At 72.2% G+C, this 24424-nt stretch carries 18 protein-coding genes; 9 read left to right on the top strand and 9 right to left on the bottom strand.

Annotation, left to right across the window (positions count from 1 at the left end; genetic code table 11):
* Positions 1-170 precede the first annotated feature (170 nt).
* A complete protein-coding gene (locus WFJ01_RS00425) occupies positions 171-785 on the bottom strand; it encodes a TetR/AcrR family transcriptional regulator (RefSeq protein WP_292887539.1) in 615 nt (204 codons plus the stop codon).
* Positions 786-910: 125 nt separating this feature from the next.
* Here WFJ01_RS00425 and WFJ01_RS00420 point away from each other — a divergent pair, with 125 nt between their 5' ends.
* Positions 911-3175: a glycoside hydrolase family 3 C-terminal domain-containing protein gene (locus tag WFJ01_RS00420; protein WP_336627869.1), complete on the top strand. Its 2265-nt coding sequence runs from the start codon at positions 911-913 to the stop codon at positions 3173-3175.
* Positions 3176-3434: 259 nt separating this feature from the next.
* Here the strand turns inward: WFJ01_RS00420 and galE are convergent, their stop codons facing one another.
* From galE to galT, 3 genes are all read right to left on the bottom strand, one after another.
* Positions 3435-4412 (bottom strand): UDP-glucose 4-epimerase GalE, encoded by a 978-nt coding sequence (gene galE, locus WFJ01_RS00415; RefSeq protein ID WP_336627868.1) that lies wholly within the window; start codon positions 4410-4412, stop codon positions 3435-3437.
* Between the two features lie 149 nt (positions 4413-4561).
* Positions 4562-5806: a galactokinase gene (gene galK / locus WFJ01_RS00410; protein ID WP_336627867.1), complete on the bottom strand. Its 1245-nt coding sequence runs from the start codon at positions 5804-5806 to the stop codon at positions 4562-4564.
* Positions 5803-7131: a galactose-1-phosphate uridylyltransferase gene (galT, locus tag WFJ01_RS00405; protein WP_336627866.1), complete on the bottom strand. Its 1329-nt coding sequence runs from the start codon at positions 7129-7131 to the stop codon at positions 5803-5805. The genes galK and galT overlap by 4 nt, the downstream gene beginning before the upstream one ends.
* A gap of 180 nt (positions 7132-7311) precedes the next feature.
* Between galT and WFJ01_RS00400 the strand changes: the two genes are divergently transcribed.
* From WFJ01_RS00400 to WFJ01_RS00365, 8 genes are all read left to right on the top strand, one after another.
* Positions 7312-8268, top strand: a complete 957-nt coding sequence (locus WFJ01_RS00400; protein WP_336628184.1) for a LacI family DNA-binding transcriptional regulator — start codon at positions 7312-7314, stop codon at positions 8266-8268.
* Between the two features lie 599 nt (positions 8269-8867).
* The gene (locus WFJ01_RS00395) at positions 8868-9995 is read left to right on the top strand and encodes a Gfo/Idh/MocA family protein (RefSeq protein WP_336628183.1); all 1128 of its coding nucleotides are present in this window, start codon (positions 8868-8870) and stop codon (positions 9993-9995) included.
* A gap of 11 nt (positions 9996-10006) precedes the next feature.
* Positions 10007-11266 carry a dihydrodipicolinate synthase family protein gene (locus tag WFJ01_RS00390; RefSeq protein WP_336627865.1) on the top strand — a complete coding sequence of 420 codons (1260 nt, stop codon included), beginning with the start codon at positions 10007-10009 and terminating at the stop codon, positions 11264-11266.
* Positions 11263-12129: a sugar phosphate isomerase/epimerase family protein gene (locus tag WFJ01_RS00385; protein ID WP_336627864.1), complete on the top strand. Its 867-nt coding sequence runs from the start codon at positions 11263-11265 to the stop codon at positions 12127-12129. Before WFJ01_RS00390 ends, WFJ01_RS00385 begins: the two co-directional genes overlap by 4 nt.
* A 114-nt stretch (positions 12130-12243) precedes the next feature.
* A complete protein-coding gene (locus tag WFJ01_RS00380; RefSeq protein ID WP_251447966.1) occupies positions 12244-12996 on the top strand; it encodes a sugar phosphate isomerase/epimerase family protein in 753 nt (250 codons plus the stop codon).
* A gap of 238 nt (positions 12997-13234) precedes the next feature.
* Positions 13235-14767, top strand: coding sequence for a polysaccharide lyase 6 family protein (locus tag WFJ01_RS00375; protein WP_336627863.1), 1533 nt, complete (start codon positions 13235-13237; stop codon positions 14765-14767).
* A 187-nt stretch (positions 14768-14954) separates the two neighbouring features.
* The gene (locus tag WFJ01_RS00370; protein ID WP_336627862.1) at positions 14955-16259 is read left to right on the top strand and encodes a mannitol dehydrogenase family protein; all 1305 of its coding nucleotides are present in this window, start codon (positions 14955-14957) and stop codon (positions 16257-16259) included.
* A 13-nt stretch (positions 16260-16272) separates the two neighbouring features.
* The gene (locus WFJ01_RS00365; RefSeq protein ID WP_251447958.1) at positions 16273-17310 is read left to right on the top strand and encodes a LacI family DNA-binding transcriptional regulator; all 1038 of its coding nucleotides are present in this window, start codon (positions 16273-16275) and stop codon (positions 17308-17310) included.
* A gap of 188 nt (positions 17311-17498) precedes the next feature.
* Here the strand turns inward: WFJ01_RS00365 and WFJ01_RS00360 are convergent, their stop codons facing one another.
* The 5 genes from WFJ01_RS00360 to WFJ01_RS00340 form a co-directional block, all read right to left on the bottom strand.
* Positions 17499-18965 carry a polysaccharide lyase 6 family protein gene (locus tag WFJ01_RS00360; RefSeq protein WP_336627861.1) on the bottom strand — a complete coding sequence of 489 codons (1467 nt, stop codon included), beginning with the start codon at positions 18963-18965 and terminating at the stop codon, positions 17499-17501.
* A 114-nt stretch (positions 18966-19079) separates the two neighbouring features.
* On the bottom strand, positions 19080-21170 hold the full coding sequence (locus WFJ01_RS00355; RefSeq protein ID WP_336627860.1) for an alpha-L-fucosidase: 2091 nt from the start codon (positions 21168-21170) through the stop codon (positions 19080-19082).
* 2 nt (positions 21171-21172) lie between these two features.
* Positions 21173-22039 (bottom strand): carbohydrate ABC transporter permease, encoded by an 867-nt coding sequence (locus WFJ01_RS00350; protein ID WP_251447954.1) that lies wholly within the window; start codon positions 22037-22039, stop codon positions 21173-21175.
* The gene (locus WFJ01_RS00345) at positions 22036-22998 is read right to left on the bottom strand and encodes a carbohydrate ABC transporter permease (protein WP_336627859.1); all 963 of its coding nucleotides are present in this window, start codon (positions 22996-22998) and stop codon (positions 22036-22038) included. Before WFJ01_RS00345 ends, WFJ01_RS00350 begins: the two co-directional genes overlap by 4 nt.
* 2 nt (positions 22999-23000) lie before the next feature.
* Complete coding sequence (locus WFJ01_RS00340; protein ID WP_251447949.1) at positions 23001-24338, bottom strand: sugar ABC transporter substrate-binding protein; 1338 nt, start codon at positions 24336-24338, stop codon at positions 23001-23003.
* Between the last annotated feature and the right edge of the window lie 86 nt (positions 24339-24424).

Here is a 24424-nt window from a genome sequence, read left to right as displayed (position 1 = left end):
CGCTCACCGGCGAGATCGCCGCGCAGCCGCGCCGCCGGCCGGGTGCCCCCTTCGGGGTCGTTGAGCGAGCACGCGAAAGCGAGCGAGACGAAACGCGGTGCTCTCGCGAGGGCGCGACGTTTCGTCTCGCTCCTCGCTGGCGCTCGGCGCTCGCTCAACGACCCCGGGGGTCAACGGCCCCGGGGGGTCTCGGATCCGGTTGCCTGCATGAGGTCGAAGAGCGCGTCGATGAGGGTCGTCATGTCGAGCTCGGGCTCGACCAGCAGCTGCATCTGGGCCCCGTCGGACACCGCCTGCAGCAGCCGGGCCGCGAGCGCGGGGTCCAGCCCTGGGCGGATCCGCCCTGCGGCCTGGGCCTCGGCGATGGTCCCGGCCCAGCGGTCGCGCAGCGCCGTGCTCCGCTCCTCGAAGAAGGCGCGGGACGGGTGCTCGGGGTCCGCGGCATCGGCGGCGAGGCGGGTGAACAGCTCGACGAGCCCCGGCACGCGGGCGTTGTGCCGCACGATGTCGAGGTACCCCTCGCGGAGGTCGTCGAGGTCGGCGGCCTCCACCGCTTCCACATGGCCGGCCAGGTCGACCTCGTCGCGGGTGCGCAGGATCTCGACGAACAGCTCGTCCTTGCTGTCGAAGTAGTGCAGCAGGCCCGCCTGGCTCAGCCCGACGGCCTCGGCGAGCTCCTTCACCGAGGCGCCGTGGTAGCCCTCCCGGGCGATCACGGACAGGGCGGTGCGCAGGATCTCCTCCCGCTTCGCGATCCCTTTCGCGTACGAACCACGTCGTGCCATGGTCCCGAGACTATCGCCGGATCGGATCCGCGTCCGCTTAAAACCGAGTAACGCTTGCTTTTTATCGCACAACCTGATCGACTGGCCCTGCCCGTCACCCGAGAGTCGTCCACGAAGGAGTCGACATGACCACGCCCCGAGACCACCTTTCCGAGCTGAGCACCGAGGAGAAGGCGTCGCTGACCAGCGGCAAGGACTTCTGGACGCTCAAGGCGATCGATCGGATCGGCGTGCCGTCGATCATGGTCACCGACGGCCCGCACGGCCTGCGCAAGCAGGCGGCCGAGAGCGACCACCTGGGCCTCGGCAACAGCGTTCCCGCCACCTGCTTCCCGCCCGCATCCGGCCTCGGATCCTCGTTCGATCCCGCTCTCGCCGAGCGCGTCGGCGTCGCCCTGGGCGTCGAGTCGGCCATCGAGGACGTCGCCGTCATCCTCGGCCCCGGCATCAACATCAAGCGCTCGCCGCTCTGCGGGCGCAACTTCGAGTACGTGTCGGAGGACCCGATCGTCTCGGGCGTGATCGGCGCCGGCCTCGTGAAGGGCATCCAGTCGCAGGGAGTCGGCAGCTCGCTCAAGCACTTCGCCGCCAACAACCAGGAGTTCGAGCGGATGACCGCGTCGAGCGACGTCGATCCCCGCCCGCTCCGCGAGATCTACCTGCGCGGCTTCGAGCGCGTCGTCAAGGACGCGCAGCCGTGGACCGTGATGTGCTCGTACAACAAGATCAACGGCGTCTACGCGTCCCAGGATCCCTGGCTGCTCACCCAGGTGCTGCGGGACGAGTGGGGCTTCGACGGGCTCGTCGTCTCCGACTGGGGTGCGGTGAACGACCGCGTCGCGGCGCTCGTCGCCGGGCTCGACCTGGAGATGCCCGGTGGCGACGGCGCGCCCGATCGTGCGGTGGCGCTCGCCGCGGACTCCGACCCGGCCGTGGCCTCGGCGCTCGATGCGTCCGCCGGACGCGTGCTCGACCTCGTCGGCCTCGCCCAGGCCCGCCCCGCCGTCGCCGGTCCGCTCGACGTGGAGGCGCACCACGCGCTCGCCCGTGAGGTCGCCGGGCGCTCGATCGTGCTGCTGCGCAACGAGCCCGTCGACGGGGCGCCCCTGCTCCCGCTCGCGCCGTCGGCCACAGTGGCGCTCATCGGCGAGTTCGCCCGCACCCCGCGCTACCAGGGCGGCGGATCCTCCCACATCAACCCCACCCGGGTGGACTCCGCACTCGACGCGCTGACCGCGGAGCTGGGCGACCGCGTCGCCTTCGCGCCGGGCTTCGCCTTCGACCCGGCAGCGTCGGGGCAGGACGCCCTCCGCGACGAGGCGGTCGCGCTCGCCGCGTCCCGCGACGTGGCCGTGGTGTTCCTCGGTCTCACCGACGCCGAGGAGTCCGAGGGCTTCGACCGCGAGCACATCGACCTGGCCGCGCACCAGCTCGCGCTGCTCGACGCCGTCGTGGCCGCGAACCCGCGGACCGTCGTGGTGCTCTCGAACGGCGCGGTCGTCGCGCTGCCGTTCGCCGACCGCGTGCCGGCGATCCTGGAGGCGTGGCTCCTCGGCCAGGCCGGCGGATCCGCCACCGTCGACGTGCTGCTCGGCACGGTGAACCCCTCAGGCCGCCTCGCCGAGACGATCCCGCACCGCATCGAGGACACCCCGGCGTTCGGCAACTTCCCCGGCTCGAACGGGCATGTCCGCTACGGCGAGGGGATCCTCGTCGGCTACCGCTGGTACGACGCCCGCGACATCGCGGTGACCTTCCCGTTCGGCCACGGCCTGTCGTACTCCGCGTTCTCCTACGGCGCGGTCTCCGCGGTCGTCGCGGCGTCCGGCGACATCGAGGTGACCGTCCCCGTGACGAACACCGGATCCCGCGACGGCCGTGAGGTCGTGCAGGTCTACGTCGCCCCTGTGGCGTCGGCGGTCGAGCGCGCTCCCCGCGAGCTCAAGGCGTTCGCCTCGGTCGAGATCGCCGCGGGCGCCACGGCGGACGTCGTGCTGACCGTGCGCCGCGAGGACCTCGCGTACTGGGACATCCGCGTCGACCGCTTCGTCGTCGAGGGCGGCGCCTACCGCGTCGAGGTCGGGGCGTCGAGCCGAGACCTGCGCGGATCCGCCGTCGTCGAGGTCGCCGGCGACACGGTCGTCGTGCCGCTCACGCCCGAGTCCACGCTCGCCGCCGTCTTCGCGCACCCGGTCGCCGGGCCGATGATCGCGAGCACCTTCGCGGCGATCCAGGCGCAGCTCGGAGAGGGCGACGGCGTCCTGTCGGGCGAGGCCATGGAGAAGATGATGGGCTCGTTCCCGATCGGCCGGCTCCCCTCCTTCGGCTGGGGGCTGGACCGTGCGGGCGTCGACCGGCTGATCGCCGCGGCCAACGCACCCCAGGGCTGACTCCCGGCGTGTGAACCCCGTTCGGGGTCGTTGAGCCGAGACATTCGGGGTCGTTGAGCGAGGACGCCGCAGGCGACCGAGACGAAACGCGGCGCTCTCGTGAGCGGGCGGCATCTCGTCTTGCGCGGCCTCCGGCCGGGCTCGTTCGACGACCCCGGGATCGGCGAGTGCACCGGATCCTGTCGAGTGCACGGCATCCCGGCGCCGACCAGCCGTGCGCTCGGCAGCGAGCCGTGCGCTCGGCGGGAGGAGCCGAGGCTCAGCCCGCGGCGCGGCGGGCCTCCCAGCCGGAGCGCACCATCTCGTCGACCGTGTGCCGCATCCGCCAGTCCAGGTCTCGCGCGGCGCGCTGCCCGGTCGCGACGATCCGGTCGGGGTCGCCCGGGCGGCGCGGCCCGATCTCGGGCGTGAAGGCGATGCCGGTCACCCGCGCCATCGCATCCATGATCTGGCGCACCGAGAGGCCGTCGCCGGAGCCGAGGTTGTAGGCGGCCTCGATCGGCTCGCCCGCGATCATCCGCTGGGCGGCGGCGACGTGGGCCAGGGCGATGTCGCCGACGTGCACGTAGTCGCGCACGTTCGTGCCGTCCGCCGTGGCGTAGTCGTCGCCGTTGATGCGCGGGGTCCCGCCCGCGAGGAGCTTCTCGAAGACGATCGGGAAGAGGTTGTGCGGGCTCACGTCGTAGACCGACGGATCCGCGGATCCGACGACGTTGAAGTAGCGCAGCGAGGTGTGCGCGAGCGGCTTCTCGGATCCGGCCGTCGCGATCGCCTGGTCGCGCAGCAGCCACTCGCCGATGAGCTTCGACTCCCCGTACGGGCTCGCCGGGCGCTTCTCGGTCTCCTCGATGACGAGCGGCACGTCGGGCGTGCCGAACACCGCGGCGGACGAGGAGAACACGATCTTGTCGACCCCGGCCGCGGCCATGGCCTCGAGGACCACCCGGGTGCCCTCGACGTTCTGCGCATAGGTGTGCAGCGGCCGCTGCACCGAGACGCCGGCGTACTTGAAGCCGGCGACGTGGATCACGCCCTGCACCGCGTGCTCGCGCAGTGTTCGCTCGACCAGCTCGCGGTCGAGGATGCTGCCCTGCACCAAGGCGACGCCCTCGGGCACGAACGAGGCCATGCCGCTGGACAGGTCGTCCAGGACGACCGGCACGAGGCCGGCCTGCGCCAGCGCGCGCACGACGTGCGATCCGATGTAGCCGGCGCCGCCGGTGACAAGCCAGGACATGGGTCTCCTTCTGGGGCGTGGACGTGCGGCTCTCATTGTGCCGAGGGGCTTGCTGGGGGATCGCCGAGACGGAGCCCGTCGAGAGCGCCGTGCTCGTCTCGTGCCGCGGCGGAGCGCGATTCCGCGACGCCCCGAGAACCGGCGTCGGGTCAGGCGTCGCGGCGGGGGCCGGCGGCGGGGACGACCGTGAACAGGTGCGGCTCGGCGAAGCCGCGCGCCGAGAAGGCGGCGCGCACGGCATCGGACACCGCTGCGACGAGGGCGCGGTCGACGAGCGCGATCGCCGCGCCGCCGAAGCCGCCGCCGGTCATCCGCGCGCCGATCGCGCCGTGCGCGAGAGCCGTGTCGACCGCGGTGTCGAGCTCGGGGATGGAGACCTCGAAGTCGTCGCGCAGCGAGGCGTGCGAGGCGACGAGCAGGTCGCCGATCACGTCCTCCGGGAGCCCCCGGGAGCGCCCGTCGGCGGTGAGGGCCGCGACCATGTCGAGAACGCGCTGATCCTCGGTGACCACGTGGCGGACCCGCCGGAAGTCGACGGGATCCAGCAGCTCTGCGGCACGGGGCAGATCCGCAGGCGTCACGTCGCGCAGCGCGGCGACCCCCAGTGCCGCGGCCCCCCGCTCGCAGGACGCCCGGCGCTCCCCGTAGCCGCCGGTGGAGTGCGCGTGCTTCACGCCGGTGTCGATCACGAGCACCTCGAGCCCGGCCTCGGCGAACCCGAGGGGGATCGAGCGCGTCTCGAGCGAGCGGCAGTCGAGGAACACGGCCGCATCGGCCTGCCCGAGCATCGACGCCATCTGGTCCATGATCCCGGTCGGGGCGCCCACGGCCTCGTTCTCCGCGCGGCGTCCCGCCCGGGCGAGCGTCACGGCGTCGAGGTCGAGGCCCCACAGTGCGTTCAGCGCGGATCCGGCGGCCCCCTCGATCGCGGCAGAGGACGAGAGCCCCGCGCCCACCGGGACCTCCGAGGCGATCGCGAGGTCGATGCCGGGCAGCGTCCCGGCGACCCAGGCGGGGACGAGCGCGCGCAGCGCCCAGGCGACGCCCAGGGGATAGGCGGCCCACTCCGGCACCGCGTCGCGGCCGCGCGCCGCGCGGGAGCCTGCGGGGAACAGCGTCTCCAGATCGGCGAGGGCGACCTCGACGGGCTCCGGGGCGAAGGTCGACGCGACGCGGATCCGTCCGTCGGTGCGCAGCCGTGCGGCGGCGGCGGTGCGGTGCTGGATCGCGAAGGGCAGCACGAAGCCGTCGTTGTAGTCGGTGTGCTCGCCGATGAGGTTCGCGCGTCCGGGAGCCGACCAGACGCCCGCCGGCGCGGATCCGGTGAGGGTGCGGAACAGGTCCTCGGCGCCCGCGACGGCGGAGGACGGGGAGTCGGTGCGGGTGGCGGTCATCGGGTCTCCTCGGCGGTGACGGGCACGGAGGTGATCGCGTCGCGCAGGCGCGCGGCCGCCTCCTCGGGCAGGATCTCGGCGGTCCACGCGGACATGGCGGATTCGGATCCGGCCAGGAACTTCAGCTTGTCGGCGGCGCGACGGGGGCTCGTCAGCTCGAGCCGCATCCGGATCGTGTCGCGGCCCACGTGGACCGGGGCCTGGTGCCAGGCCGCGATGTAGGGCGTCGGGGTCTCGTACAGGGCATCGACACCGCGCAGCAGGCGCAGGTAGAGCGGGGCGAGCTCGTCGCGCTCCGCGTCGCTCAGCGCCGCGAAATCGGGCGCCTGCCGGTGCGGGAGCAGCTGCACCTCCAGCGGCCAGCGCGCGGCGAACGGCACGAACGCCGTCCAATGCTCGCCCTGCAGCACGACCCGCTCCGAGGCCTGCTCCGTCTCGAGGATCCGCGCGAACAGGTCGCCGCCGGTGCGGGCGATGCTCTCGCGCAGCCGCTGCGTGCGCGGGGTGACGTAGGGGTAGGCGTAGATCTGCCCGTGCGGATGCGGCAGGGTCACGCCGATGGCCTCGCCGCGGTTCTCGAATGGGAACACCTGCTCGATGCCGGGCAGGGCGGACAGCACGGCCGTGCGGTCGGCCCAGGCCTCGATCACCGTGCGGGCACGGGTGACCGACTGGGTGCCGAAGGATCCGGCGTGCTCGGGGCTGAAGCAGACGACCTCGCACCGGCCGACGCTGGTGCGGGTGCGCTCCAGCCCGACCTCCTCGAGGTCGGCGAGGCCGTGCGGCGGGTCGATCGCGGCGGGTGCGGTGCCGACGGCGGCGGCGAGGGCGGGCCCGAACGACGGGGAGCGGTTCTCGAACACGGCGACGTCGTAGCGCGACGGAACCTCGGACGGGTTCGTCGCCGACTGCGGGGCGAGCGGATCCGCGTCCGTGCTCGGCATCATCACGCGGTTCTGGCGGCGGGTGGCGAACGTGATCCAGTCGCCCGTGAGCACGTCCTGCCGCATCGCCGCGGTGTCCGGACGCGGGTCGAGGATGCGCGCGTCGACCCGGCGCTCCGCTCCGAGGGCGGTGCCAGGATCGTCGTAGTACACGAGGTCGCGGCCGTCGGCGAGCACCGTGGTGCGCCGGACCACGCCCGCCCCGAGCGGCGTGACCGAGAGCACGGCGTCCGGGCTTCCGGGGGCCGGGTTCGGTGCGCCGTTCGAGGGAACGGTCGCGGTGGGTTCCGCGGGGGTTCCGTTCGCGGTGGGTTCCGCGGGGGTGCCGTTCGCGGTGGGTTCCGCGGGGGTGCCGAACTCAGGATCCGATTCCATGTTCACGTAAACACGATAGGGCACGCGGCGTGATAGCGTCAACAATCCTGAGTTCGGTGCGCGGAAGCGCTCCGGGGGAGAGGCGGAACGATGCCGAAGCACGACGACGAGCTCGATGAGCCGCGCCTGATCGCCGACGGAACCCCCGGCCGCCGTCGAGGGCCGAAGCCCAGCGGCCGCGTGTCGATGGCGATGGTCGCCGCGCGCGCCGGCGTCTCCGGCCAGACGGTCTCGCGCGTCGTCAATGACAGCCCCCGGGTGGATCCGGCCACGCGGGAACGGGTCGAGGCCGCGATGGCCGAGCTCGGCTACCGTCCGCATCGCGCGGCTCGGGCACTGCGCACCGGCCGGTCGATGACGATCGGCGTCGTGGCGCAGACCCTCGCCACGGTCGGCAACTCGCGCATGCTGCAGGCGGTGGCCGAGGCGGCGGAGGTCCGCGGCTACGCTCTCGCCCTCGTCACCCTGGGCGCGGACGGCCGGATCGTCGACGCGTTCGACCGCCTGCACGATCAGGACGTCGACGGCGCGATCGTGCTGAACGAGGCATCCGCGCTGGCCCGCGACGCGGATCCCGCCGGCCTGGCGCTCGTCGTCGTCGACGCCCCTGCCGATCCGCGGTTCACGGTGATCGGCACCGACCATGCGGCGGGTGCGCGCGCGGCGACGGCGCACCTCCTCGATCGCGGCGCGACGACGGTGCACCACGTGGCCGGGCCCGCGGACTCCTTCGCGGCGGCGGAGCGCGAGCGCGGCTGGCGTGAGGCCCTCGAGGCCCGCGGTCGCACCGCGCCGGATCCCCTGCGCGGCGACTGGTCCGCGGCGGACGGGCACCGGATCGGCGAAGCGCTCGTCGCCGACCCCGCAGTCTCCGCCGTGTTCGCGGCCAACGACCAGATGGCGCTGGGCCTGCTGCGCGCGTTCGCCGACGCCGGCCGGCGCGTGCCCGAGGACATCGCCGTGGTCGGGTTCGACGACATCGCGGACGCTGCCGAGTTCCGGCCGCCGCTGACCACCGTGCGACAGGACTTCGCCGCTCTGGGGGAGCGGGCCGTCCGGATCCTCGTGGATCGGGTCGAGGGGCGTGACGTCGCGGATCCGCCGCTGTTGATGCCGTCGCTCATCGTCCGCGCGAGCGCCTAGAGCCGTCGCGCCGTCGCGCCGTCGCGCCAGCGGCGCCCCGGCGCGCGCGCCGCCCTGCCTTCGAGCGGGCGGCGCGTGTTTCGAGCGGGCGGCGCGGTTGCTCCCGTCGCAGAAAATGTCGTTCCGGCCCCCGAATTACGACATCTTCTGCGACCTGAGCGGATCTTTTGCGACCTGAGCGGATCTTTTGCGACCTGAGCGGACTGGCCGGAACGGAGCGGCCCCTGCGACGGGAGCTGAGTGGCCGGAGCGGACTTGCCGGAACGGAGTGCCCCCTGCGGCGGGAACGGAGTGCCCCCTGCGGCGGGAGCGGACTGGCCCCTGCGGCGGGAGCGGACTGGCCCCTTCGGCGGGAGCGGAGTGGCCGGAACGGACTGGCCCCTGCGACGGGAGGCGAGTGGCCGGAGCGGAGTGCCCCTGTGGCGGTAGTGGACCCGGGGCCGCGCGACCCCGTCGGTTGCGGAAAGCGCGTTCCCATGTCAGGATGAGGGAACTGGAAAGCGCTTACCCGTATCGGATCCGACGAACGACGACCGGCGGGCATCGGAACGGAAGGAAGCATCGTGGCGGAGAGCAGCACCCGCGAGATCGGCATCATCATGAACGGCGTCTCCGGGCGCATGGGCTATCGCCAGCACCTGGTGCGCTCGATCCTCGCGATCCGCGACCAGGGCGGCATCGAGCTGCCCGACGGCACCCGCGTCACGGTCAAGCCGATCCTCGTGGGCCGCAGCGCGCAGAAGCTCGCCGAGCTCGCCGCCCAGCACGGCATCGAGGACTGGACGACCGATCTCGACGCCGCGCTCGCGGATCCGCAGTGGGAGATCTACGCCGACTTCCTCGTGACCAAGGCCCGCGCGGCCGCGATCCGCAAGGCCATCGCCGCGGGCAAGGCGATCTACACCGAGAAGCCCACGGCCGAGTCGGTCGAGGAGGCCCTGGAGCTCGCGCGTCTGGCGCAGGCGGCGGGCGTGAAGACCGGCGTCGTGCACGACAAGCTCTACCTGCCGGGCCTGCAGAAGCTCAAGCGCCTCATCGACTCCGGCTTCTTCGGGCGGATCCTCTCGGTGCGCGGCGAGTTCGGCTACTGGGTGTTCGAGGGCGACTGGCAGCCGGCGCAGCGTCCGAGCTGGAACTACCGCAGCGAGGACGGCGGGGGCATCATCAGCGACATGTTCCCGCACTGGAACTACGTGCTGGAGAACCTGTTCGGCGAGGTCACGAGCGTCTATGCGCAGGCCGCCGTGCACATCTCCGACCGCTGGGACGAGAAGGGCGAGCACTACACCGCCACCGCCGAGGACGCGGCGTACGGCATCTTCGAGCTCGAGGGCGGCATCGTCGCCGAGATCAACTCCAGCTGGACCGTGCGCGTGAACCGTGACGAGCTCGTCGAGTTCCAGGTCGACGGCACGCACGGATCCGCGGTCGTGGGCCTGTTCGGGGCCAAGATCCAGCACCGCAACGCCACTCCGAAGCCGGTGTGGAACCCCGACCTCGCCGACGAGCACGACTACGACGCGGACTGGGCCGAGGTGCCCGTGAACGACGTCTTCCTCAACGGCTTCCGCCAGCAGTGGGAGGAGTACCTCGCCTCCTACGTGCTCGGCACCGACTACGCCTTCGACCTGCTCGCCGGGGCCCGCGGAGTGCAGCTCGCCGAGGCGGGCCTGCAGTCCTCCGCCGAGGGGCGCAAGATCGCGCTGCCCGCGCTGAGCCTGGACTGAGGGCGGATCCGATGACGACGATCCGCCTCCTCTCGGCCGGCGGGGCGACCTCCGAGGCCGAGCTCAACGCCTCCGGCGCCTACGCGCGTCCGACCGCACCGCTGCGCAGCCGCGTCGCCTACGCCGCCGCCCACGTGGTGCCGAAGACGCACGCCGACAACACCCCCGGGCAGCCGGCCGACATCGACTGGGATGCCACGCTCGCGTTCCGCCGCAACGTGTACTCCTGGGGGCTCGGCGTCGCCGACGCGATGGACACGGCGCAGCGCAACATGGGCCTGGACGCCGCGGCCACGCGTGAGCTGATCGCCCGCAGCGCCCAGGTGGCGCGCGAGGAAGGCGGATCCGTCGTCGTCGGCGTGAACACCGACCACGTCGACGAGGAGCGCATCCCGCTGCCGCAGGTGATCGACGCCTATGTCGAGCAGCTGCACTTCACCGCGGAGCAGGGCGCGGGGCCGGTGCTCATGGCCTCGCGTCATCTCGCCCGCGTCGCGGAGTCGCGCACCGACTACCTGCGCGTGTACGCGGCGGTGCTGCAGCGGGCGACCACCCCGGTCGTGCTCCACTGGCTCGGCACCGCGTTCGACCCGCAGCTGGAGGGATACTTCGGATCCCCTGACTGGCGCGAGGCGTCCGAGACGCTGCTGCGGATCATCGCCGAGAACCCGGGCAAGGTCGCGGGCGTGAAGATGAGCCTGCTGAACGCGGAGTCCGAGATCGCGGTGCGCGAGCGGCTCCCCGAGGGCGTGCGCATGTTCACCGGCGACGACTTCAACTACGTCGGCCTGATCGGCGGCGACACCACGGGGTCGTTGAGCGAGGACGGCGAAGCCGACCGAGACGAAACGCGGTCGTCTGAAGGGCGCCGCGCTTCGTCTCGCTTCGCTCGCTCAACGACCGGAGGGGGACACTCCGACGCGCTGCTCGGCGCGTTCGCGGCGATCACGCCGGTCGCGTCGGCGGCGATCCAGGCGCTCGACGCGGGGGATCCGTCCCGGTACCGGGAGATCCTCGGGCCGACCGAGGAGCTCAGCCGTCAGGTCTTCGCCGCGCCGACGTTCTACTACAAGACCGGCGTCGCCTTCCTCGCCTGGCTGAACGGGCATCAGCCCGCGTTCCAGATGGTGGGCGGCCTGCACTCCGCGCGCAGCCTGCCGCACCTCAGCCGCATCGTCGAGCTCGCGAACGCCTCGCTGGCCCTGGAGGATCCGGAGCTCGCCCGCGAGCGCTGGCACGGCATGCTCGCGCTGAACGGGGTGGACGCGTGACCGCCGTCGACCCGCGCCTGTCGATCAACCAGGCCACGATCAAGTACGCCGACCTCGCGACCGCGCTCCGGGTGACCGCCGAGGCGGGCGTGCAGGGCATCGGCCTCTGGCGCGAGCCCGTGCACGAGGTCGGTCTCGACGAGGCGGCGCGGATGCTCGCCGGATCCGGGCTGCGCTTCACGACGCACTGCCGGGGCGGGTTCTTCACCCTGCCGGAGGGGCCCGAGCGCGTCGCCGCGCTCGATGACAACCGCCGCGCGATCGAGGAGACCGCGACCCTGGCCGCCGCCGGAGCCGAGGGATCCACCGCGGTGCTCGTGCTCGTCGCGGGTGGCCTGCCCGAGGGATCGCGCGACCTCGTCGGAGCAAGGGAGCGCGTGCGCGACGCGATCGGCGTGCTGTCCGCCGACGCGGCCGCCGCGGGCGTGACGCTCGCGATCGAGCCGCTGCACCCGATGTTCGGATCCGACCGGTGCGTCGTGTCCACCCTCGGCCAGGCGCTCGACATCGCGGCGGACTTCGACCCGGCGGTCGTCGGCGCCGCGGTCGACACGTTCCACATCTGGTGGGATCCGCAGGTGCTCGACCAGATCGCGCGCGCCGGCCGCGAGGGCCGGATCGCGACGTATCAGGTGTGCGACTGGAAGACGCCGCTGCCCGCCGACGTGCTGCTCAGCCGCCACTACCCCGGAGACGGCGTCATCGACTTCGGATCCCTGACACGGGCCGTCATGGCGACCGGCTACGACCGCGACATCGAGGTCGAGATCTTCAACGCCGACATCTGGGCGCAGGATCCGGCGGCGGTGGTGCAGCGCACCGCCACGTCGTTCGGCGAGGCGGTCTCGCCGCACCTGCCCTGAGTTCTGATGCCCGCGAGACCGAACCTGCCCCGCGAGACCGCGCGATTCCGCCGCCGTCTCGCGACGGAGGTTCGGTCTCGCGGGTGATCGCGCACGACGTGAAAGGCTGACCACATGAGCATCCGACCGGGGCTGTGCTCCGTGACCTTCCGGCAACTGGATCCGGCGGCGATCGCCGCGCTCGCCGCCGATGCGGGGCTGCAGGCGATCGAGTGGGGCGGCGACGTGCACGTCCCTCCCGGCGACGTCGCGCGGGCGGCGGAGGTCGCCCGGCTCACGGCCGACGCCGGTCTCGCCGTCGCCTCGTACGGGTCGTACTTCCGGGCGGAGGCGGGTGAGGACGTCGCCCCGGTGCTCGACGCGGCGGAGGCGCTCGGCGCCGACCGGATCCGGGTCTGGGCGGGGCGGATCGGATCCGCGGACGCCACCGGCCGGGAGCGCGCGGCGACCATCGACGCCCTGGCGGTGGCGGCGGAGCAGGCCGGCGCGCGCGGCATCTCGCTCGCCCTGGAGTTCCACGGCCGCACGCTCGCCGACGACGCGGAGCAGACGCTGCGGGTGCTGGACGAGGTCGGCAGCCCGCACCTGTCGACGTACTGGCAGCCCACCGTCGCCGCGACCGACGACGTCGCGGTCGCGGAGTACCGGCGGATCGCCGACCGGGTCTCGGCCGTGCACGTGTTCTCGTGGTGGCCGTCGACCGAGCGTCTCGCCCTGGGAGCACGCGACGGGCTGTGGCGGGCGTTCGCCGAGGCCGCCGAGAGCGCACCGCTGCCGCCGCGCGATGCGCTGCTCGAGTTCGTGCCGGGAGACGATCCGTCGTCCCTCGCCGCCGAGGCGGCGACGCTCCGCGGCTACCTCGGCTGAGGATCCGGCGGGAGGGCGCGAGTATCCGTGTCTTCCGCCCTCCGGGGGATCTCGCGGGAAAGCGTGGCAAACGCTTGCCAAAAGTCTCCGAGATCGTCATGATCGGAGCGAAGGCAGTTTCCCCATGAGATCCGCCGCGCGCCGCACGAGGGCGCTCTGCGTCACGGGACTGGTGCGCGCCGCCGGCGTCGTCCGGGCAGCGCCGGCGGAGATCCATCGATGAAGATCGGAACCTCAGATGAAGACAACTCGATCACTGCTCGCGGCCACCGCCATCGCCGCACTCGCGCTCAGCGGTGCGGGCGTCGCGAACGCCGCCGAGCGTCCCGCCCCCTCGTCCCTCAGCGCGGCTCAGGCCGGTGCGGCCGGCGTCGGCCCCCTCGCGGCAGCGCCGGCCGGCGCAGCCGTGGCGGCCGAGGGCGCCGCGACGACCGCGTCGACGGTCACGGTGAGCACCCTGGCCCAGCTGCAGGCGGCGATCGCCTCCGCGCACGCCGGCGACACGATCATCCTGAAGAACGGCACGTACGCGGTGGGATCCGCGATCGCGATCTCCGGCGGAGGCGCCACGGGCACCCCCGTGACCATCGCTGCGGAGACGGTCGGGGGCGTGACGCTCACCGGCGCGTCCAGCTTCACCTTCTCCGGCGCGCACGACGTGGTGCTGCGAGGATTCCGCTTCACCCAGTCCACGACCCTCGAGGTGCCGGCCGACAGCCGTGCCATCACCTTCAGCCGTGACGAGTTCGTCTTCGCGCAGAGCGCCGAGCACAACCTCATGGTGCGCGCCGACGACTCCGTCGTCGAGTACAGCTGGTTCCACGGCAAGAGCACGATCGGCGTCTACCTGGGCATCGAGGGTGCGGGCACGACCGAGATGGCCACCGGCGTCCGGGTGCACCACAACTACTTCTCCGACCAGAGCTTCTCCGGTGCCAACGGCGGCGAGTGCATCCGGCTCGGGGTCAGCCCGCGCGCGCTGAGCACGGCCGGCGCGATCGTCGAGAACAACCTCTTCGAGAACGCCAACGGCGACCCCGAGACGATCTCGGTGAAGTCGAGCGGCAACACGATCCGCTACAACACGATCCGCAACAGCTTCGGCGGCATCGTGCTGCGGCACGGCAACGGCAACACGGTGGCCGGCAACCGGATCATCGGCGGCGCGAACGGCATCCGCATCTACGGCAACGACCACGTGATCGTGAACAACTACGTGGCGGGGCTGAGCAAGGAGGCGATCGTGATCGGATCCGGCACCGAGCGCGATCACTACGCGGGGGAGCCGGCGGACTCCCGTCGCGGCAACGACGCCCCCGACCGGATCCGGATCGCGCTCAACACGCTCGTCGACAACGGCGGCGGGATCATCGGCGAGACCAACCGCACGGTGCCGCCGCTCAACGTCACGATCGTCGACAACATCGTGCGCGGGCAGACGGGCTACCTCGGCAACGTCCCGCTCATGCAGGACTTCTACTGGCGGGGCAACCTCCTTTGGGGCGCCGCGGCGAACGGGAACATCCCGAAGGTCGGGTTCACGCGGGTGGATCCGCAGCTCGCGCAGGACGCGGCCGGCACCTGGAAGATCACGGCCTCGAGCCCGGCGGTGAACGCGGCGACGCAGACGAACCACGCGAACTGGGTCTCCGACGACCTCGACGGGCGTGCGCGCACGGGCGTGTACGACATCGGCGCCCAGGAGGTCACGACCAGCCCGGCGACGCGGGCTCCGCTCACCACCGCGAACGTCGGCCCCAGCGCCCCCTGAGCGGTGCCGGGTGCCGGAGCCCGCGCTCCGGCACCCGGTCGGCGCGACCCGCGCGTGCCGCGTCGGGGCCTCGGCCTGTTCGTGCTGCGTCGGGGCCGCGGCCCTCTCGTACCGACGTGCGGCGTATGGCAAGCGGTTGCCACTAGAATGACGGAAGACCCCGGAACCGGGTCGGGAGAGGACACGGATGGCGGAGCGGATCGTCGCGCACCTGGGGCTCGGAGCATTCCATCGCGCGCACCAGGCCTGGTACACGCAGCACGCCGCCGACGCCGGCGGCTGGAGCCTCGTCGGCTTCACCGGGCGGTCGCCCGAGCAGGCGCGCATCCTCGCCCGGCGCCGAGGGGCGTACACCCTTCTCGTGCGCGGTCCCGAGGTCGACGCGATCGAGCAGATCACCGCGATCCGGCGCGCGCACGACGGCGCCGACCGGGCGGCGTGGGAGGGTGCGCTCGCGGATCCGGCCGTCACCGTCCTCACCCTCACGATCACCGAGGCGGGGTATCGTCTCGACCCCCGCGCGCCGGGCGGGGACGCGGGGCGTCTCGACCTCGCCGACCCCGCGGTGCGACAGGACCTCCGCGCCCCGGGAACGCACGGCGCGGTGACCGCCCCGGTGCGGATCGCGCTCGGGCTCGATGCCCGCCGGCGGGCCGGCGCGGGACCGCTCGAGGTCATCAGCTGCGACAACCTGGTCGGCAACGGACGGCTCGCCGGTGCCGTGGTCCTCGACGCGGCGCGCGCCTGGGAGGAGGCGGATCCGGCCGCTGCCGGGCTCACGAGCTGGATCGAGGAGAACGTCCGCTTCCGCTCGTCGATGGTCGACCGCATCACCCCGCGCACGGTCGCCGACGACCTCGCCACGGCGGAACGGCTGAGCGGCGTGCGCGACGAGGCCGTCGTCGTCTGCGAGCCGTTCTCGGAGTGGCTCCTGGAACCCGGCGCCCTGCCCGCGCCCGACTGGGCCTCGGCGGGCGCGCGCATCGTCGACGACCTCGTCCCGTACGAGGAGCGCAAGCTCCGGCTGCTCAACGGGGCGCACTCCCTGCTCGCCCACCACGGCCTGCTGCACGGGCTGACGGACGTCGCGGAGGCGTTCGCGGATCCGCGTCTGCGCGACCTCGTCGAGGAGTACTGGGAGACCGCCGCGGCGAGCTGCCGCCTGCCGGACGCGGAGCTGGAGGCCGCGATCGAGGCGACGCGCACGCGTTTCGCGAATCCGCGCATCCGCCACCGGCTCGCCCAGATCGCGGAGGGCGCACGGCACAAGCTCCCGCAGCGGATCCTGCCCGTGCTGCGCTCGGCGATCGCCGCCGGGCACGCGGCCGATGCCACGGCCTCGGTCGTCGCCGCTTGGATCCTGGGGGAGGAGAGAGCCGGCCGCGGCGTCGACCCCGACGTGCTGCGCACCGGGGATGCGGCGCTGGATGAGCGCGTGCGCACGCTCGTCGATCGCGCACTCCGTAGGCTGGACGCGTCCGTGGTGGTCTGACGAGGGGAACCCGATGCCCGAGGAGCACTCCACCGCGCCCGCGGCCGCACCGGCGGCGGGGGCGGAGAAGGTCACGATCTACGACGTGGCGCGCCTCGCCGGCGTCAACCCGTCCACGGTCTCGCGCGCGCTGAACCAGCCCGGTCGGGTGAACGCCGCCACCGAGAAGCGGATCCGCGCCGCCGCCGAGTCCCTCGACTACCGGGTCAATCCGATGGCGCGGGCGCTGCCGACCGGTCGCACCTCGATCGTCGGCCTCGTGGTGTCGGACATCACCAACCCCGTGTTCTTCGACATCGTGCGAGGAGCGGAGACGGCCGCCTCGCGCCAGGGGTACACGCTCGTGCTGACCGAGTCGGAGGAGTCGGACCAGCGCGAGTACGAGCGCGCCGCGCAGCTGCTGCGCATGGTCGACGGGCTGCTGCTCGCGACACCCCGCATGTCGGACGAGCAGATCCGGTCGCTGGCGGCGCAGAAGCCGGTCGTCGTCGTGAACCGCCTCGTCGAGGGGGTGCGGTCGATCGTGCCCGACATCCAGGCCGGCATCGCCGAGGCCGTGCGCCATCTCAGCGGTCTCGGTCACCGGCGCATCGCCTACGTGCCGGGGCCGCCCCTGTCGTGGACGGCGGGACGGCGCGGAGAGCTGCTGGCCCAGCGCTGCGATTGGGCGCAGCTCGAGCTGGTGCGACTGGATCCGGTCGCCCCCACGGTCGCCGGAGGGCGGGCCGCCGCCGCGGCGGTGCGGGACGCCGGGGTGACCGCCGTGTTCGCCTACAACGACCTCGTCGCGATCGGGCTCATGCAGGAGCTCGTGGAGGCGCGGGTGGGGGTGCCGCGCGATCTCAGCGTGATCGGCTTCGACGACATCTTCGGCGCGGACTTCACCACTCCCGCGCTCACCACGATCAAGTCGCCGCTGCGCGAGGAGGGCGACCTGGCCATGTCCGCGCTGCTCGGCGGCATCGGCTCCGGCGACGCGCCCGCGTCCTCGGCCTTCGACCCCGCCACCGCGCTCGTCGTGCGCGGGTCGACGGGGCCTGCGCGGGACTGAGCAGCGTCGCCGGGCGCGCTCCGGCGAACCCGGGCGGCGGGTGCGCCTGACGGCGCCGGAACGGTCGTCGGCCGGGGGAGCCGCGACGGACACGGCGCGGCATCTGCCGACGGACACGGCGCGGGACGGAACGCGGCGCTCTCGCGATGCCGCGTCCCGTCCCGGTGGCCTACGACGGGACCGACGGATCAGGGGGCGAGCGGACCCGCGTCGGCGGTCGTCAGCGGGGCGCGGCACGCGTGCGCCGACGACACCTCGTGCGCGCCGACGTCGGCGACGCCGATGCGCCGGCGACCGTCGATGTCGTCCGTCACGATGGCGGAGTGATCCTGGGTCGCGGCGTTCACGGCGGGGCTGCCCGCGCCGATCCGGGGGACGCCCGCCGCATCGGTCACGAGCTGCGGATCGACCCGGGTGAACCCGGTCGCGGGCAGGTCGCCGTCGGCGGCCGCGCCCCACAGGATGTTGCCCGCCCAGGTGAAGCCCAGCGACTTCGGCACGAGAGCGAGCGAGCCGCGATCCGACACCACCAGGTTGTCGACGATGACGCAGCCGTGCGGCTCGAGCGGGCGCGCCGTCTCGCCGATGATGCCGCCGCCCACATCGACGAGGGAGTTCAGGACGATCCGGATCCGGTCGGCGGCGTCGTTCTTCGTGCGCGAGCTCGACGGCTCGCCCTCGTAGTGGTCGCGCACCGTGCCGCAGCCGATCACGACCCCGGAGCCGGCGATCCCGGCGAGCACGTTGTTCACGATCACGTGGTCGTTGCCGTAGATGCGGATGCCGTTCTGGCCATTCAGGATGTGGTTCGACTCGATCCGGGTGCGGTTGCCGTGCCGCAGCACGATGCCGCCGAGGGAGTCCCGGATGGTGTTGTAGCGCACCGTGTTGTCGCTGGACTTCACGGAGATCGCCTCGGGGTCGCCGTTGCACCGCTCGAAGAGGTTGTACTCGACGATCGCGTGCGCGCTGCTCAGCGCCCGCGGGCTCACGCCCAGGCGGATCGGCTCGCCGCCGTTGTCGCCCGGGAAGGTGTGGTCCGAGAAGTGGTTGTGGTGGATGCGCACGTTCTGCGCCATGTCGGTCGGCTGGCCGCCCTCGATACCGAGGTAGATGCCGAGCGTGGACTTGCCGTGGAAGTGGTTGTACTCGATCACGGTGTCGTCGGCACGCACCATCACGTTGTGCAGGCCCTCGATGTCGGCGAGGACGAACTCGTTGCGGCTGAGCGTGATGGCCTGGCAGGAGGCGGGGAGCTCGAAGGTCGTCGACTGCGTGAACACGAAGCCGCTGATCGTCACGTGGTGGGCGGCGTCGAACACGAAGCTCTGCGCGCCCGTGAACGTCACCCCGCCCACGGACTCGGCGGTGATCGTGAGGTGCTTGTTCCACCGCCCGCCCACGCCCGTGAGGCGGATCGGGGATCCCTCGGGCACGGCGTAGGTGCCGTCCGTGACGACGATCGTCGCGCCCTCCTTGGCGGTGTCGATCGCGGTCTGCAGCGCGGCGAGGTCGGACACGAACGTGTACGGCCCGCGGCCCGGCCGCGCGGGCAGCCCCGCGGCACGGGGGCCGACGGCCTGCGCGGCGACGGGGGATGCCGTGAGCGCCAGGGCGGCACCGGCGGCGGTCAGGATGAACGTGCGTCTCTTCATGATTCTCCTCGTTGAGACAGGGCCCGGCGCCGGGCTCGGCGCAGGGTCGACGGCGGTCCCGGCGATGGTGCCGGGATCGTGGGACGGACGGGCGAGGCGCGGCGGGGCGGGTCCTCAGCCGATCGCGTCGTCGGTCAGGAACAGCTCCACGACCGGCACGGCCGTGTCGGGGCGCTGCAGCGGGAGGTGGAGGGTGAGCGTGCCCGCGGGCAGCCCGCCCATGAGCGTGTTCTGCGCGACGCGATCCGGATCCACGTGCAGCGGCACGAGCTCGGAGGCGTCGGTCATCAGCTGGGCGTACCGCACCCGGCCGGCGAGCCCCGGCAGGTGCAGGTGCTTGAACGGCCAGGCGAAGAGGTGCGCGTAGAGCCGGTCACCGCGCAGCGTGTACCGCACATCCGTCGGCGGGGCGAACGGCGCGGGGCCCGCGCCGTGGATCGCGCGGGCGTGGTCGTCCATCCAGTCGCCGATGCCGCGGAAGATCCGCTCGGCGTCCGCGCCGAGCCGGCCGCGGCCGTCGGGGCCGATGTTCAGCAGCAGGTTGCCGTTCTTCGAGACGCCGTCGACGAGCAGGCGGACGAGCGACTCGGCGGTCTTGAACTCGTGGTTGTCGCGGTCGTAGCCCCAGCTGCCGTTGAGCGTCTGGCAGGCCTCCCACGGCACCGGCGCCCCGTCGCGGGCCATCGGCTCGAGGGGCTGGTACTGCTCCGGGGTGACGATGTCGCCCGGGATCCCGAGGCGGTCGTTGACGATGATGCCCGGCTGCAACTCGCGGACCAGGGCGAGGAGGTTGTCCGCATCCCAGTCCGCCGCGCCCTTCCCGCCCCAGTAGTCGGGGCGGTGCGTGTAGGAGAAGTCGAAGAACAGGTAGTCGATGCGTCCGTAGCGGGTGAGCAGCTCGCGCACCTGGCCGTGCAGGTAGGGCTGGTAGTCGCGCACGTCGCGGTCGGCGGTCGCCTTCTTGAAGTCCTCGTCGTCGCGCTGGGGATGCGTGCCGTCGACGGGGAAGGATCCGTGGTGCCAATCGATGAGGGAGTAATACAGGCCCACGCGGAGGCCCTCGGCGCGGCACGCCTCGACGAACTCGGCCACCGCATCCCGGCCGAAGGGCGTGTTCATCGTCGTGTAGTCGGTGAGGGCCGAGTCCCAGAGGCAGAAGCCGTCGTGGTGCTTCGCGGTGAGCACGACGTAGCCGGCTCCCGCCTCGCGCGCGGTGCGGGCCCAGGCGCGCGGATCGAACCGATCGGGGTCGAAGTGCTCCCGATAGCTCTCGTAGTCGGCGTCGCCCATCCGCTCCCGGCTCTTCACCCATTCGTGCCGGGCGGCGAGGGAGTAGAGGCCCCAGTGCACGAACATGCCCAGGCGGGCGTCGACGAACCAGGCGAGGTCTGCGGGGGCGGTCATGCGTTCTCCGGGGGAGGGGGCGACGGGAGGGTGCGGCGCGGCGGGCGCGGCTGCGGCGCCGCCTGGGGCGTGCTCCGCCTCGAGCGGAGCACGCTCGGGGGTCAGCAGAGCGTCGTCGAGGGCCGTCAGCTCGGCGGCGGTCAGCCCGTGCGCGGCGAGCAGGGCGCGCACGGATCCGTGGACGCGGTCGATCTCGGCGAGGACGTCGCGCATGACGGACGCGGGGGATTCCGTGGCGAGCACCGCGGCGTGCGGCGACCGGGGATAGGCGCGGCGCAGGCGCTCCGACGTGGCCCGGCGGTCGGAGGCGGGGATGAGCTCCGCGGTGAGCGCGTAATCGGCCACGACCTCCTCGCGGTCGGCCCCCACGGCGGCGAGGGCGAGCGCGATCACGAGACCCGTGCGGTCCTTGCCCGCGGTGCAGTGCACGAGCGCGGGCTCGCCCGCGGCGATCGCGCGGATCGCCGCGACGAGTTCGGGCATCGACTCCGCCAGCAGGTGCCGGTAGATCCCGGCGAGGTCGTAGCCCTCCAGGAAGAACGAGCGCGGAGACCCGTGGTACAGCGGGAGGCGGATGAGCTCCACCTCGCCCACGGCCGTCGGCGCCGCGGCGACCTCGTCGTCCGAGCGCAGATCGATGATCCGCCCGACCAGGGCGCGGATCGCGTCCGCGCCCCGGTCGTCGACCGACGAGAGCGCGCCGGAGCGGTAGAGCCTTCCCGTGCGCACCCGGGCGGATCCGGCGGGGATCCCGCCCACATCGCGCATCCCGACCACGCCGTCGATCTCGAGCACCGTCACGATCAGCCCTTCAGCGCGCCGGAGGTGAGGCCGCGCGCGAACGACCGCTGGAACAGCAGGAACACGATCACAGAGGGGGCGAGCGCGAGCAGCGAGGCCGCCATGATGACACCGGGCGTGACCTCGGGGTCGATGCGCAGGGTGCGCAGCGCGAGCGGCAGCGTGTAGGTCGCGTTGCTCGTGGAGACGAGCAGGGGCAGCAGGTACTGGTCCCAGATCATCGTGAACCCGAACACCCCGACCACGCCGAGGGCCGGCTTGCACAGCGGCACGATGATCTGCGCGAACACGCGGAGCTCCCCGGCGCCGTCGATGCGCGCGGCCTCCTCGAGCTCGATCGGCACGTCCTTCATGAACTCGGTCATCACGAGGATCGAGAACGCCCAGGCGCCCAGCGGCACGATCATGCCGGCGAGCGTGCCCATGAGGTTGATGTGCACGACCGGCAGATCCGAGAGCAGGATCGACAGGGGCAGGGCGAGGATCTCCTCGGGCAGCATCATGGTCGCGAGGATCGCGACCATGACCAGGGCCGAGAAGCGGAACCGCTTGCGGGCCAGGGCGTAACCGGCGAGCACCGAGACGACGACCTGCAGCAGCAGGCCGAAGCCGACGACGAAGAACGAGTTCGCGAGGTACTTCAGCACGCCGTAGTCGATCGCGATGCCGAAGTTCGAAAGCGTCGGCCGGCTGGGGATCACGCTGAGCTCGGTCGGGTCGGAGACCTCGCTGAACGCGCCCACGAGCAGGGCGATCAGCGGTCCCGCGAAGAGGACCGCGACCACGGCGTACAGCACGACCTTGACGGCGATCGCGAGGGGCGTGCGGCTCTCGGTGAGTCCGAGGGCGGTGTCGGTGCCGGCGCTCATGCGTCCTTCCTCCTGCGGGTGATGAGCTGCACGAAGACCGTCAGCACCAGCGTCGCGAGGAACAGCAGCACCGCGCCGGCCGAGCCGACGCCGAGCTTGCCCTGTTCCAGGCCGAGTTTGTAGAGCAGGGTCATGACGACCTCGGTGGCGCCGTTCGGGCCGCCGTTGGTCATCAGGAACACCTCGGTGAACACCCGGAAGCCGCGCACCGCGGCCAGGATGAAGAGGATCGTGAACACCGGGCGCAGGCCGGGCAGGGTCACGTGCAGGATCCGCTGCCAGCGGTTCGCGCCGTCGACCGTCGCCGCCTCGTACAGGCCGCGGTCGATGCCGGCGAGCCCGGCGAGGATGATCATCATGTCGTACGGGGCGCCGCGCCAGATCCCCATCACCATGATGGATCCCATCGCGGTGCTCGGATTGTTGATGTACTCGCTCGGGCCGAGGCCGACGAACCCGATGATCGAGTTCAGGAAGCCGTCGGCGGCGGGGTAGTACATGATCCGCCAGAGCTCCGCGATGACCGCCATCGGCACGACCACGGGAAGGAAGGCGGCCGAGCGCAGGAACGAGAGCTTCCCGGTCTGGCCCTCGAGCAGCAGGGCGAGCAGGAAGCCGACGCCGAGGCTGCCGGCGGTCTGGCCGAGGGCGAGGACGAGGGTGTTGATCGTCGCATCGCGGAAGTCCGTCGACGACAGGATCGTCTGGTAGTTCGCGAGCCCGACGAACTCGTTGCCCAGGTAGGGGCGGACGTTCTCCACCGACATCGAGACGGCCTGCACCATCGGGATGTAGCGGAACACGAGGAAGAGCAGCAGGGCGGGGGCGAGGAACACCCACGGGATCCACCACTTCCCCTGCGTGCGCCGCCGGCGGCGCCGAGCCGGCGACGGGACCAGCAGGGCCTCCGTCGCCGTGCTCGCCGCCGAAGCCGGACGTGCGGTGTCCACGATGTCCATGGTCACTTCTTGAGGATCCCCTGCGTGAGCAGTTCGGCGGTGAGCTTGCCGTCGAGGTCGGACAGCTCCGAGGTCAGATCGAGCGAGCAGTCGGCCAGGAGCGCGTTCACCGTGTCGGCGGTCATCTGGCGCACCGGCGTCCAGCTCGGGATGTTCGGCGCGTAGCGGCCGCTCTCCTGATAGGCGGTGGCGAACGTCTCCCAGCGGGCGTCGTCGCGCACGTCGGAGACCTTGACGGTCTCGTTCACGGGCAGCTGCACGCTGAAGGTGCCGTTCGTGCCCTCCATGCCGGCCTTCTGCGCGTCGGCGCCGATGTACCAGTTCGCGAAGGCGTCCTGACCCTTCTGGTTCTCGGATCCGGCCATGAGGTAGATCGCACCGCCCTCGGCGAGCACCGTGGCGTCCTTCGGCCCCTTCGGGGCCGGGACGACCTCGTACTTGTCCGCGCCGAGGGACTTGTCGAACCGGGGCATCATGTACGGCCCGGTCAGGTACATGCCCGCGACCCCGGTCTCGAAGGCCTCGTTCGTCGGCGGGGTGTCCATGCTGACGGCGCCGGGCTGCACGACCTTGGCCTCGCACTGCAGTCCGCGGAACCACTCCATGGCCTTGACCGAGGCGGGGTCGCTCATCGCGGGGACGTAGCCGTTGCCGGACTTCTTGATGAAGTCGCCGCCCGCGGCCCAGAGGAAGTTCGAGAAGTACCACGAGGCGTAGCCGCGCTTGGTCGAGGCCGGCACGGCGAGGCCGTAGGTGTCGGCCTGGCCGTCGCCATCGGGATCCTGGGTGGTGAACGCCTTCGCGACCGTCTCGAGCTCGTCCCAGGTCTTCGGCGCCTGCAGGCCGAGCTTCTGCAGCCAGTCGCTGCGGATGAGCAGGGCGTTCGCCTGCGCCGAGTAGGGGATGGCGTAGGTCTTGCCGTCGGTCGCCTTGCCGGCGGCGGCGGCCTGGGGCGTGAGATCCTTCGCGTTGGCGACGCTCTTCGTGTCGACCTCGCGCACGATGCCCTGCGTGTGCATCGTGCCCAGCTGGCTGATGTCGTTCATGACGATGTCGGGCAGATCCTTCTGCCCCGCCCGCTGGGCGAGCTTGGTCTCGAAGTCGTCGAAGATCGCCGTGAGCTCGGCCTTATAGCCGGTCTTCTTCTCGAAGGCCTCGACCATGGCCTTCTGCGCCGCCTCGCTCGGGCTGCCCGGGGTGGTGCGGATCCAGATCTCCAGCGTGGACTTCTCGTTCTGGGGCGCCTCGCCCTTGCCGCCCGAGGCGGTGCTCGAGCAGCCCGCGAGGGCGAGCGTGGCGACACCGATCAGGGCGGCGGTGCGCAGGATTCTGCTGTGCATGGGGTTCTCCGTCAGGTTTGGCAAACGCTTGCCACTTTGCAAGACGTCGATGGCGAATCTAATGTAGGTCCGCAGACGCTGTCAAT

Origin of the sequence: Microbacterium sp. MMO-35 (genome assembly GCF_037147555.1) — a bacterium.
Taxonomy (GTDB): Bacteria; Actinomycetota; Actinomycetes; order Actinomycetales; family Microbacteriaceae; genus Microbacterium.
This window is presented reverse-complemented; position numbering and strand designations above follow the sequence as displayed.

Bases quoted from the DNA above. Each gene is read 5' to 3' on its own strand.
- WFJ01_RS00400 (WP_336628184.1), top strand. From the start codon at position 7,312: ATGGCGATGGTCGCCGCGCGCGCCGGCGTCTCCGGCCAGACGGTCTCG.
- WFJ01_RS00350 (WP_251447954.1), bottom strand. From the start codon at position 22,039: ATGAGCGCCGGCACCGACACCGCCCTCGGACTCACCGAGAGCCGCACG.
- WFJ01_RS00375 (WP_336627863.1), top strand. From the start codon at position 13,235: ATGAAGACAACTCGATCACTGCTCGCGGCCACCGCCATCGCCGCACTC.
- WFJ01_RS00340 (WP_251447949.1), bottom strand. From the start codon at position 24,338: ATGCACAGCAGAATCCTGCGCACCGCCGCCCTGATCGGTGTCGCCACG.
- galE (WP_336627868.1), bottom strand. From the start codon at position 4,412: ATGTCCTGGCTTGTCACCGGCGGCGCCGGCTACATCGGATCGCACGTC.
- WFJ01_RS00380 (WP_251447966.1), top strand. From the start codon at position 12,244: ATGAGCATCCGACCGGGGCTGTGCTCCGTGACCTTCCGGCAACTGGAT.
- galK (WP_336627867.1), bottom strand. From the start codon at position 5,806: ATGACCGCCACCCGCACCGACTCCCCGTCCTCCGCCGTCGCGGGCGCC.
- WFJ01_RS00365 (WP_251447958.1), top strand. From the start codon at position 16,273: ATGCCCGAGGAGCACTCCACCGCGCCCGCGGCCGCACCGGCGGCGGGG.
- WFJ01_RS00370 (WP_336627862.1), top strand. From the start codon at position 14,955: ATGGCGGAGCGGATCGTCGCGCACCTGGGGCTCGGAGCATTCCATCGC.
- WFJ01_RS00425 (WP_292887539.1), bottom strand. From the start codon at position 785: ATGGCACGACGTGGTTCGTACGCGAAAGGGATCGCGAAGCGGGAGGAG.
- WFJ01_RS00390 (WP_336627865.1), top strand. From the start codon at position 10,007: ATGACGACGATCCGCCTCCTCTCGGCCGGCGGGGCGACCTCCGAGGCC.
- WFJ01_RS00360 (WP_336627861.1), bottom strand. From the start codon at position 18,965: ATGAAGAGACGCACGTTCATCCTGACCGCCGCCGGTGCCGCCCTGGCG.
- WFJ01_RS00420 (WP_336627869.1), top strand. From the start codon at position 911: ATGACCACGCCCCGAGACCACCTTTCCGAGCTGAGCACCGAGGAGAAG.
- WFJ01_RS00345 (WP_336627859.1), bottom strand. From the start codon at position 22,998: ATGGACATCGTGGACACCGCACGTCCGGCTTCGGCGGCGAGCACGGCG.
- WFJ01_RS00395 (WP_336628183.1), top strand. From the start codon at position 8,868: ATGAACGGCGTCTCCGGGCGCATGGGCTATCGCCAGCACCTGGTGCGC.